This window comes from Zhouia amylolytica, from assembly GCF_900116365.1.
GTDB classification, from domain to species: Bacteria; Bacteroidota; Bacteroidia; order Flavobacteriales; family Flavobacteriaceae; genus Zhouia; species Zhouia amylolytica.
Genome location: NZ_FPAG01000004.1, coordinates 165953 through 176970, shown reverse-complemented (window position 1 = coordinate 176970; position 11018 = coordinate 165953). Strand labels below are relative to the sequence as shown.

The following is an 11018-nucleotide window of genomic DNA, read 5'->3' as shown; positions in this document are numbered from 1 at the left end:
ATTTATGTTTTATTTGAGTTGATTCCAAAAAAAATAGAAGCGCTGACTTTTTAAGGTCAGCGCATAAATATCAGCAATGTTTTTTATTAATCTACCGTCTGACTACCCCACCAATCTTTATTCGGTTCAAAATCTTTTTGCAGCATTTTCTTTCGCTGCTTTTCTAATCGTGGTAAGAGTTTATTTTTATAATTATCAAGCCTAATTTGAGCTGAATCTGGATTGTGCATCGGATCTTTTTCAGGAAATTTTGCATTGACCGACTTCAGCCAATCCATTAATTTATTTTCCAATTCATTTGTTAGTTCAACTTGACTTTCTGACAGATTCGCTTGTTCAGAGATATCGGTCTTCAGGTCGTAAAGTTCATTATGACCATCTTCCCAATAATGTATCAATTTCATATTGCCATCTCTGATAATTGAATGCGGTTCTCCTCCCTGATTGCCATAATGTGGATAGTGCCAATACAAAGGTCTTTCGGCAATGGTATTCCCTTCGAGTAATGGCAACAAACTAACACCATCCTTATGTTCCTGAGGTTTCAGTTCTTGTCCGGCCAGGGCCAATAAGGTTGGGTACAGGTCTGCTCCCGTAACTGGCGTGGTGGTTTTTACCCCATTATTCTCCATCCATGGAACATGTATGAAAAACGGAACTTTAGTACCTCCTTCCCACTGATATCCTTTCCCTCCCCGAAGCGGCAAAAGATTCGTTGAATAATTATCGCCTGAAACAACACCGCCGTTATCGGAGACAAAAACAATGACGGTGTTCTTATCTAATCCATTCTTTTGTAATATTCCATGAACATATCCTACAGCCTCGTCCATTTGTTCGACCAGTCCGGCATATACAGGGTTATCTTGTTTCAATCTGTAAGGCAGTACTCTTTCCATTTTAAACCCAACACTATCTATGCCCATAGCCTCCGCTTTATTTCTATATTTTTCCCATTTCAATTTGGAGGTTTGTATCGGACCATGTACGGCGTAAAAAGAAAGGTATGCCAAAAAGGTGGTGTCTTTATTCTGCTCAATAAACTTTCCGGTCTCTTTTGCCAGTTTCATAGACAGGCTCATCCCCTTTTCTTCGGGTTCATCTGTTAGGTATGGATTATTAAAAGGGGAAAAGTATCCGCCACTATAGGGGCCACCCGGAGCATATCCTCCAGCATTTACATCAAATCCGTGATCGGTTGGTAATGATTTTTCTTCTTTTGAACCCAGATGCCATTTACCTGCAAAAAAGGTTCTGTATCCGGCTTCTTTTAGCGCTTCCGGTAACACTTTATTATCAAACGGCAGGTGATTTTTATATGCCGGGGGCAACAATTTTGAGAACCTATTCATTTTTCTCCAGGATTTTCCTGAAGGAGCTCCAATATAGTCGGTAATTCCGTGGCGCGCAGGGAATTGACCAGTCAACAAACTTGCTCTTGATGGACTACAAACGGCGCAGGTGGTATAGCCATTTTCGAAAATCATACTTTGATTGTATATACTGTCGATATTTGGGGTCTCATAGAATTGACTACCCATACAACTTAAATCTGAATAGCCCAGATCGTCAACCAGTATAAATAAGAAGTTCGGTTTTGCTTTATTGTTATAATCGTTCTGGCCTTCCCTATTTTCTTTACAGCCTACCAGAAAAACAAAAAGGACACCTACTATTGCCTGTGAAATAAATTTAATTTTCATCTTAGTCATCAAAAAAATGGTTGGTTTATAAAAAACAAAAGCCTGTTTCTATATGACTAGAACAGGCTTAGTATTATTCATATAATTTTCTTCAAAATTATTACTCGAAACTACATTGTTCTATTTCTGTTACTCTCAGGGTGTTTACCATTCCTTTTTCTTTGATTGGCATAGCCGCAAGACTAATCATCATGTCACCTACATTAAGGAAACCTCCTTTACAGGCTATTTTATTCACATCTTCGATAGTTTCATCCGTACTCACATATTTATCGTAGTAATATGCTTTAACCCCCCACAGAAGACTCAGCTGGTTTAAAATTCGCTTATTCGAAGTGAACACCAAGATATGAGCACTTGGTCTCCATGCTGAAATTTGAAAAGCCGTATAACCACTATTGGTCAATGTCGAAATTACTTTGGCATTGATTTCATTGGCCATGATAGCGGCATGATAACAAACTGATTTAGTAATGTATCTTTTTGTTCTGATGTGAGGTGGTTCCTGAGGCACTTTAATTAAGCTTGAATGCTCAACACTTTGAATAATGCTGGTCATTCGCTCAATTACCTGAACCGGGAACTGTCCGACTGAGGTTTCTCCTGATAACATTACCGCATCGGCACCATCCATAACGGAATTAGCAACATCATTCACCTCTGCTCTGGTTGGCGTAAGGCTGGTGATCATGCTTTCCATCATTTGCGTAGCGATAATAACCGGAATTCTAGCTTTTTTAGCTCTTAAAACCAATTGTTTTTGAATAAGAGGTACTTCCTGAGCAGGGATTTCAACACCCAAATCTCCACGGGCTACCATTAATCCGTCACAATAGGCCACAATTTTATCAATATTCTCTACACCTTCAGGCTTTTCTATTTTGGCTATGATAGGAATTTTATATTCTGAATGTTCATTAATCAACTCCTGTAATTCCATTAAGTCCTGGCTATGGCGCACGAAAGAAAGCGCAATCCAATCCACTTCCTGGCCAATGGCAAAAATTGCATCCTTAACATCCTTTTCTGTTAAAGCTGGTAACGAAACATTTGTATTAGGCAGGTTCACCCCTTTCTTCGATTTTAAAGGACCTCCTTGTACAACTTTGGCCTTAACTTCGGCTTTTCTATCAGTTGCAACAACCTCAAAAATAAGCTTCCCATCGTCTAACAGAATGCGTTCTCCTGGGTTTACATCCTTCGGAAAGGCGGCATAATTCATATATACGCGTTCCTTGGTACCTTCAAAAGGCTTTCCTGTTACGAAGGTTATTTCATCATCTTTATCAACAACCACATCCTCCTTCATTACTCCTACGCGTAACTTAGGCCCTTGTAAGTCTGCCAGTATTGCAGTATTGTATCCGTACTCTTCGTTTAATGAACGTATGATTTGTATACGTTCTTTTACATCTTCATAGTCTGCATGAGAAAAGTTAATTCTAAATACATTTACTCCTGCTTCGATCATTTCTTTAATGACCTCTTTCTTACTTGTTGCCGGCCCAAGGGTAGCAACAATTTTCGTTTTTTTCCTGTTAGGCATTACTCAAGAAAATTAAATTATTTTTAGATTTTAGTTGGTTTGGATCTATAGCGTAAGCAGTAACCACGTGCGTTAAATCATTAATAGCCTTAATAGCTGCTTTTAGCTGATAGAAAAAATCTCCATTATCAATTTTTAAAAAATAGTCTACCTTTTTATACTCTGGTATCAAATACTTTACAACGGTTGTTGACTTTACGCCAAACAAGTCCGCGTCTCTTGTTTCATTTGCAACAATTTTAGAGACATTTGTGATCAGATGCCAAGTTGTATCGGTAGTTTCATCATTATGGTGAAAAGTACTAAAGCTTGCATCCTCAATATAGCTAAAGTCTTCTTTGGTTCTTTTTAGCCTCAAAGACAACTGATGATTTATGAAATAAGCCAACCTGTAATCCTTTAGGGGACTATGGATGGCTATTAAAGAATAACTATGTTCATATAAATCATCTAAAAGTTTATGTACAGCCATAGTAATTACACCGAAATGTAAAGATATAATTCTAGAACAGACTAAACAACTTTTAAAGTACTGTTTAAAGCGACGTATTTTACGAAATCGTTATAGTTTTGTTATTTAGAGTCTATCTTATGTTGCAATGCGAAATACGCTCTCTTAGCAGCTCTTTCTTCGGCCTTTTTCTTGGATGTTGCTCTTGCCTTAGCCACTATTTTTTTATCGATAAAAAGTTTGACTGCGAAGTGTTTTATAGATTCATTTCCTTCGTCTTCATAGGTATCGAATTTAAACGATTTTTTTTCTTTCTGACACCATTCGATCAAGAGACTTTTATAGCTAATTACTTTACCTTCCAGCTTTTCGATATCGACATAAGGTCTGACAACTCTTTTCCTGATAAATCGCTCGCAATAGCGATATCCTTTATCTAAGAAAATTGCACCAATGAGTGCTTCAAACACATTACCGTGAATATTTTCGCCATAATGTTCTTCGGGAATATTGCTTTTAACGTAACGAATTAGTCCGAGGTCTCTACCCAATTCATTGAGATGTTCTCTACTAACTATTTTCGATCGCATTTTGGTTAAGTATCCTTCATCACCCTGAGGAACTTCTTTAAACAGATAATCTGAAATTACGGAGCTGAGCATTGCATCTCCCAGAAATTCGAGACGCTCATAGCTAATAGGATTTCCAGCTTTATCCTTTTTATTCATCGACCGATGAACAAATGCATATTTGTAGTACTCAATATCGTCGGGTTTAAAACCTAACATTTTCTTGAGTACCAAAAAAAAATTCCCGTCATCATCTGAGCGGGAATTTAATATTTTTCGAACTATTCTTTTCAAAACAATCTCTTGTTCTAGTCTAATTTCTTAAATAAAACGCATGCATTGTGGCCGCCAAAACCAAATGTATTACTCATAGCTACCTTTACATCGCGTTTTTGAGCTTCATTAAAAGTGAAGTTCATTTTACTATCGATCTTTTCATCGTATGTTTCGTGATTGATCGTAGGTGGCACTACTCCATGAACAATGGCCATAATAGAAGAAATAGCCTCAATGGCTCCCGCTGCTCCTAGTAAGTGACCAGTCATTGACTTTGTAGAATTGATATTAATGTTATAGGTATGCTCACCAAACACTTCTTTAATTGCTTTTGATTCAGCAACGTCACCTAAAGGTGTTGAAGTTCCGTGCATATTAATGTGATCTACATCCTCAGGATTAAGACCAGCATCTTTTAAGCAGTTTCTCATTACATTCTTAGCACCAAGTCCTTCCGGGTGTGGGGCTGTCATGTGGTGTGCGTCAGCTGAAAGTCCACCTCCAGCGATTTCACAATATATTTTTGCACCTCTGGCAACGGCGTGATCATAATCCTCTAAAATAATCGCTCCGGCTCCTTCTCCTAACACAAAACCATCGCGGTTTGCGTCGAAAGGCCTGGAAGCTGTTTTAGGATCATCATTACGAGTTGAAAGTGCATGCATAGCATTAAAACCTCCAATTCCTGCTGCAGTTACAGCTGCTTCAGAACCACCAGTCACTATGATATCGGCATGCCCCAATCGAATGTAGTTTAAAGCATCGATCATAGCATTTGCTGAAGAAGCACAGGCAGAAACTGTTGTAAAGTTAGGACCTCTGAAACCGTGTTTAATCGATATTAATCCCGGTGCGATATCTGCAATCATTTTAGGTATAAAGAAAGGATTGAACCTAGGGGTTCCATCACCTCTACCAAAGTTCAAAACTTCTTCCTGAAAAGTTTCCAATCCGCCAATACCTGCACCCCAGATAACACCAATTCTATCCATATCGATCTTTTCAAGATCTAATTTAGAATCTACGATTGCTTCATCTGAAGCCACCATTGCATACTGTGCAAATTTATCTAAACGTCTTGCTTCTTTGCGATCGATAAAATCGGTTACCTGGAAGTTTTTAACCTCACAAGCAAATTGAGTTTTAAATTTAGACGCATCAAAATGCGTTATGGGTGCGGCACCACTAACACCTTTTTGAAGCCCATCCCAATATTCTTGAAGATTGTTACCGATGGGTGTCAAAGCCCCTAAACCTGTGACTACAACTCGCTTAAATTTCATATAAAGTAAATTTCTTTAAATCTATTTTTGATATAAATAACCAAAAAATTTATTCGTGCGTTGCACGAATAAATTTTTGCTTTCTACTATGATAAAACAATTATTTTGTCTCTTCTATGTATTTAATTGCTTGCCCTACCGTAGCAATGTTTTCCGCCTGATCATCAGGGATTTGAATATCGAATTCTTTTTCGAATTCCATAATTAATTCTACGGTGTCTAATGAATCTGCACCTAAATCGTTTGTGAAGCTAGCTTCAGGCACAACCTCGTTTTCATCTACACCTAATTTGTCTACGATAATCGCCTTTACTCTTGATGCAATGTCTGACATAATCTTTTAGTTTTAAAATTTAATTGTTGGCAAAAATAAAAAACTTTGGTTTAAAAAATCATTTTCGCGCTAAAATGTGCTTTTAAAGTTAAAAAAATAAATTCAACTTAATGGTTTTCTAACTTTAGAATATGAATTATTATTCTTTTTTTTGTCCCTTAAACAAGCTCTACCAGTAGAATGAAAAGCATTGCTATTTTAGCCTCAGGCTCCGGAACTAACGCAGAAAACATCATACAATACTTCCACAGTAAGGACACTGCTTCGGTTAATTTAATTTTAAGCAACAACAAAAACGCAAAAGTTCTCGACAGGGCTACGAATCACAAAATACCCGCATTCTATTTTAACCGGAAGGCTTTTAACAGTGATTTGGTGGTTTCGTTACTCAAAAGTGTAGAGCCAGACATTATAGTCCTGGCTGGGTTTTTATGGAAAATCCCTCAAAATCTTATCGATGCTTTTCCTCAAAAAATTATAAACATCCACCCTGCATTACTTCCGAAATATGGCGGAAAAGGGATGTATGGGATGCATGTTCATCATGCCATTGTAGAAAACAAGGAAAAAGAAACAGGCATAACCATTCATTATGTAAACGAACATTATGATGAGGGTGCTATTATTTTCCAGGCGAAAACAACAGTTTCGGAAAAAGACACTGCTGATGATGTAGCGAATAAAGTACATCAATTAGAATACGAACACTTTCCACAAGTTATCGAAAAGCTACTTCATGAATAATTTTGACGTACATATATATACGGATGGTTCTTCCCGTGGAAACCCGGGTCCGGGAGGATATGGCATTGTCATGGAATGGGTAGGAAAGCCCTATAAGAAAGAATTCTCTGAAGGCTTTAAGAGGACCACTAACAATCGCATGGAACTCTTAGCTGTTATTGAAGCTTTAAAAAAGCTTAAAAAACCCAACTTAAACATATTAGTCTTTACAGACTCTAAATATGTTGCTGATGCAGTGGAAAAGAAATGGGTCTTTGGATGGGAAAAAAAAGGGTTTAAAGACAAAAAGAATCCAGATCTATGGATTGACTTTTTAAAAGAGTATCGCAAACATCATGTGAGATTTCAGTGGATTAAAGGCCATAACAATCATTCACAAAATGAGCGCTGTGACTTTTTAGCTGTAGAAGCTTCCAAAAAAGAAAGCCTGCTTACGGACCATGGTTTTGAAAACCAGCAAACCCTACTGTAAAAACAAAATACGGTGTGATTTCGTACCTTTATAAGTATTTCACACCTCATACGATGAAACCATTCTTGATTTTCACATTGATCCTCTCCTGTTTTTTAACTCAGGCACAAGACTGGGAATTAAAAAAAAACAAAAATGAGATAAAGATTTACACGCGAAAATCAGACACTTCTGAAATTAAAGAATACAAAGCGGTCATGAAAGTCAACTCGAGTATGCAGAAAGCACTCGATGTTATCACAGACGGCAATTCGGTTTTTGAATGGACTCACAACACCTCAGCAAGCAAAACCCTTTCTGTCATTTCTGAAAACGAACTCATTATATGGATCAAAAATGATATGCCCTGGCCTGTACAGGACAGGGATCATATATCGAGGCTTTGTATTGAACAAAACGAAAACACTATATATATTGATCTATTACCCGGACCTTCCGGGGAGATGCCCCTTGACGACAATTGCATACGGATCACCAATTTTAAAGGCGCATGGATCATAAAAAAAGTAGATCCGACAACCATCGAAGTTACTCAAAGAATGTATGGAGACCCTAATGGAAGTATCCCTCTTTGGTTATTAAATTCCATGTTAGCGACTCACCCATACCATTCTTTTCTAAACTTAAAGGATATACTGGAAAACTAACGTATATTTGCAAAAAATTTAAATGCTGGTATGAGCAAATTATTGATAGTAGGCACGGTTGCCTTTGATGCTATTGAAACTCCTTTTGGTAAAACCGATAAAATACTTGGAGGGGCAGGAACTTATATTGGACTTGCAGCTTCACAATTCGGTATTAACTCAAATATTGTATCTGTAGTTGGGGGTGATTTCCCGGAAGACTATCTTGAAATGCTGCAGGATAAAAACATCGAAACTACGGGTATCGAAATCGTCAAAGAAGGTAAAACCTTTTTCTGGAGTGGCAAATACCACAACGATCTGAACTCCAGAGATACCTTGGAAACACAACTTAATGTTCTTGCCGAATTTAACCCGATTGTCCCTGAAGATTACAAGGATGCTGAAGTGGTTATGTTAGGAAATTTACATCCGAGCGTCCAAATGAGTGTAATTGAACAAATGAGCACCAAACCAAAGCTTATTGTTTTAGACACCATGAATTTCTGGATGGACAACACTTTAGAGGATTTATTAGAGGTTATTTCAAAAGTAGACGTCATAACCATCAATGATGAAGAGGCCCGACAATTATCAAATGAATATTCGTTGGTAAAGGCCGCCCAGAAGATTCATGAGATGGGACCAAAATATGTAGTGATCAAAAAAGGAGAGCACGGAGCCTTATTGTTCAATGATGAAAATGTATTTTTTGCTCCGGCCCTACCTCTAGAGGACGTATACGACCCTACAGGAGCTGGTGACACGTTTGCAGGAGGTTTTGTGGGTTATTTATCCCAAACCAAAGATTTTTCATTTGAAAACATGAAGAACGCCATCATACACGGTTCAAACCTGGCATCGTTTTGCGTTGAAAAATTCGGAACGGAACGGATGGAAAATTTAACTAAAAAAGAGGTCTATACGAGATTGCAACAGTTTAAAGAACTAACGCAATTTGATATAGAATTATCATAACAGTAAAACAACTGCCCTGGAATTTTCGGGGTTTTATTTTTTAAGAAACGTCCATAATATAACAAAACAGCAATGAGTGACGCTATTAAACACGAATGTGGAATTGCCCTGGTAAGACTTTTAAAACCATTAGAGTATTACAAGGAGAAGTATGGAAGTGCATTTTATGGTATAAATAAAATGTACTTAATGATGGAAAAACAGCACAACCGAGGACAAGATGGTGCAGGATTCGCCAGTATTAAGCTTGACATGAAGGCCGGTGAAAGATATATGAGTCGGGTGCGTTCGAATCAGCAAACTCCAATTCAGGACATTTTTAATCAGATCAATACCCGAATAAACAACACCCTAACTGAGCATCCAGAATATCAAAACGATATTTCGGCCCTAAAAAGCCAAACTCCTTACTTAGGAGAAGTAATGTTGGGGCATGTTCGTTATGGTACTTTTGGAAAGAACAGTATAGAAAGCGTACATCCATTTTTAAGACAAAACAACTGGATGCATCGTAACCTTATTGTTGCAGGGAATTTTAACATGACCAACGTTAATGAGCTTTTTGACAATCTGGTTCAATTGGGTCAGCACCCAAAAGAGAAGGCTGATACCATCACGGTTATGGAAAAAATCGGTCATTTTCTAGATGATGCAGTTGCCAAGCTTTACAAGGAGATCAAAAAGGAAGGCTTTACCAAAATGGAGGCTTCACCTTTAATTGCGGAAAGACTTAATGTTGCCAAAATCTTAAGGAAAGCTGCGAAGAACTGGGATGGTGGATATGCTATGGCGGGCTTACTTGGCCACGGTGATGCCTTTGTTTTAAGGGATCCTGCAGGGATCAGACCTGCCTATTACTACAAAGATGATGAAGTTGTAGTTGTAGCATCGGAACGACCTGTTATTCAAACGGTATTTAATGTAGAATTTGAAGATGTTCACGAGTTAGATCCAGGGAAAGCGATCATCATAAAGAAGAACGGTAGTGTTGCCTTTAAAAAAATCCTTAAACCATTAGAACGCAAAGCATGTTCATTTGAGCGCATTTATTTTTCAAGAGGTAGTGATGCCGAGATTTATGAAGAACGTAAAAACCTTGGAAGACTTTTACTTCCTAAAATTTTGGAGAGTGTTAACGATGATCTTGACAATACCGTGTTCTCATACATTCCGAATACAGCGGAGACCTCTTTTTATGGAATGGTAAAACAAGCTCAGAACTACCTTAATAAAAGAAAAGAAGAACTGATTTTGGCGGAAGGCGCTGACATTACTAAAGAAAGACTACATGAAATCCTTTCTGCTCGTCCGCGTATTGAAAAAATTGCAATTAAAGATGCCAAGCTAAGAACGTTTATCACGGAAGACAGTAGTAGAGATGATTTAGTGGCCCACGTTTACGATATCACTTATGGTTCTGTAAAACCAACCGATAATTTAGTAATTATTGACGACAGTATCGTTCGTGGAACTACGCTTAAAAAGAGTATTCTAAGAATTCTTGACAGACTACACCCTAAAAAGATCGTTGTAGTTTCTTCTGCTCCACAAATAAGATATCCTGACTGTTATGGTATAGACATGGCACGTCTTGAAGATTTAATTGCATTTAGAGCTGCTTTAGAACTTCACAAAGACAGAAACACTTACAATATCGTTGAAGAGGTATATGAAAAATGCCAGGGTCAGATCGATTATAAAGATGTGGATGTGATCAATGTAGTAAAGAAGATTTATGAGCCTTTTACCGACGAAGAAATTTCTGACAAAATAAGTGAATTATTAAGTCCGGAAGGCATAAATGCTGAAGTTAAGATCATTTATCAGTCTGTAGACAACCTTCACAAAGCCTGTCCTCACAATCTGGGCGACTGGTATTTTACCGGGGATTACCCCACTCCGGGCGGGAATCGCGTGGTTAACCGTGCATTCATAAACTTTTTTGAAGGAAAAAAGGACAGAGCATATTAGTATATGATTAAGATTTATTCAACCATGCATTTCATCGGATTTTTTTGCACTTTATCGGATTGATA

The 11018-nt window shown here is 37.7% G+C and carries 11 protein-coding genes; 5 read left to right on the top strand and 6 right to left on the bottom strand.

The features are described from left to right. Window positions 1-86: 86 nt before the first annotated feature. The 6 genes from BM361_RS07715 to BM361_RS07690 form a co-directional block, all read right to left on the bottom strand. Entirely contained in the window at window positions 87-1712 is a 1626-nt protein-coding gene (locus BM361_RS07715) for a sulfatase (RefSeq protein ID WP_254785762.1), read from the bottom strand. 91 nt (window positions 1713-1803) lie between these two features. Continuing rightward, on the bottom strand, window positions 1804-3249 hold the full coding sequence (pyk, locus tag BM361_RS07710) for a pyruvate kinase (protein WP_038267552.1): 1446 nt from the start codon (window positions 3247-3249) through the stop codon (window positions 1804-1806). Next, entirely contained in the window at window positions 3242-3721 is a 480-nt protein-coding gene (locus tag BM361_RS07705) for an IPExxxVDY family protein (protein WP_038267555.1), read from the bottom strand. Before BM361_RS07705 ends, pyk begins: the two co-directional genes overlap by 8 nt. A gap of 101 nt (window positions 3722-3822) precedes the next feature. Further along, window positions 3823-4563, bottom strand: coding sequence for a ribonuclease III (rnc, locus tag BM361_RS07700; RefSeq protein ID WP_038267559.1), 741 nt, complete (start codon window positions 4561-4563; stop codon window positions 3823-3825). Between the two features lie 14 nt (window positions 4564-4577). Then, the gene (fabF, locus tag BM361_RS07695) at window positions 4578-5828 is read right to left on the bottom strand and encodes a beta-ketoacyl-ACP synthase II (protein ID WP_038267561.1); all 1251 of its coding nucleotides are present in this window, start codon (window positions 5826-5828) and stop codon (window positions 4578-4580) included. Between the two features lie 100 nt (window positions 5829-5928). Next, a complete protein-coding gene (locus BM361_RS07690; RefSeq protein WP_038267563.1) occupies window positions 5929-6162 on the bottom strand; it encodes an acyl carrier protein in 234 nt (77 codons plus the stop codon). Window positions 6163-6342: 180 nt separating this feature from the next. Here BM361_RS07690 and purN point away from each other — a divergent pair, with 180 nt between their 5' ends. From purN to BM361_RS07665, 5 genes are all read left to right on the top strand, one after another. Then, window positions 6343-6906 (top strand): phosphoribosylglycinamide formyltransferase, encoded by a 564-nt coding sequence (gene purN / locus BM361_RS07685; protein ID WP_038267565.1) that lies wholly within the window; start codon window positions 6343-6345, stop codon window positions 6904-6906. Beyond that, window positions 6899-7378: a ribonuclease HI gene (rnhA, locus tag BM361_RS07680; RefSeq protein WP_074978022.1), complete on the top strand. Its 480-nt coding sequence runs from the start codon at window positions 6899-6901 to the stop codon at window positions 7376-7378. Before purN ends, rnhA begins: the two co-directional genes overlap by 8 nt. 53 nt (window positions 7379-7431) lie before the next feature. Beyond that, the gene (locus tag BM361_RS07675) at window positions 7432-8025 is read left to right on the top strand and encodes an START domain-containing protein (RefSeq protein WP_074978021.1); all 594 of its coding nucleotides are present in this window, start codon (window positions 7432-7434) and stop codon (window positions 8023-8025) included. A 30-nt stretch (window positions 8026-8055) separates the two neighbouring features. Then, window positions 8056-8982 carry a PfkB family carbohydrate kinase gene (locus tag BM361_RS07670; RefSeq protein WP_038267573.1) on the top strand — a complete coding sequence of 309 codons (927 nt, stop codon included), beginning with the start codon at window positions 8056-8058 and terminating at the stop codon, window positions 8980-8982. Between the two features lie 72 nt (window positions 8983-9054). Next, window positions 9055-10953: an amidophosphoribosyltransferase gene (locus BM361_RS07665; protein WP_074978015.1), complete on the top strand. Its 1899-nt coding sequence runs from the start codon at window positions 9055-9057 to the stop codon at window positions 10951-10953. The last annotated feature ends 65 nt before the right edge of the window (window positions 10954-11018 follow it).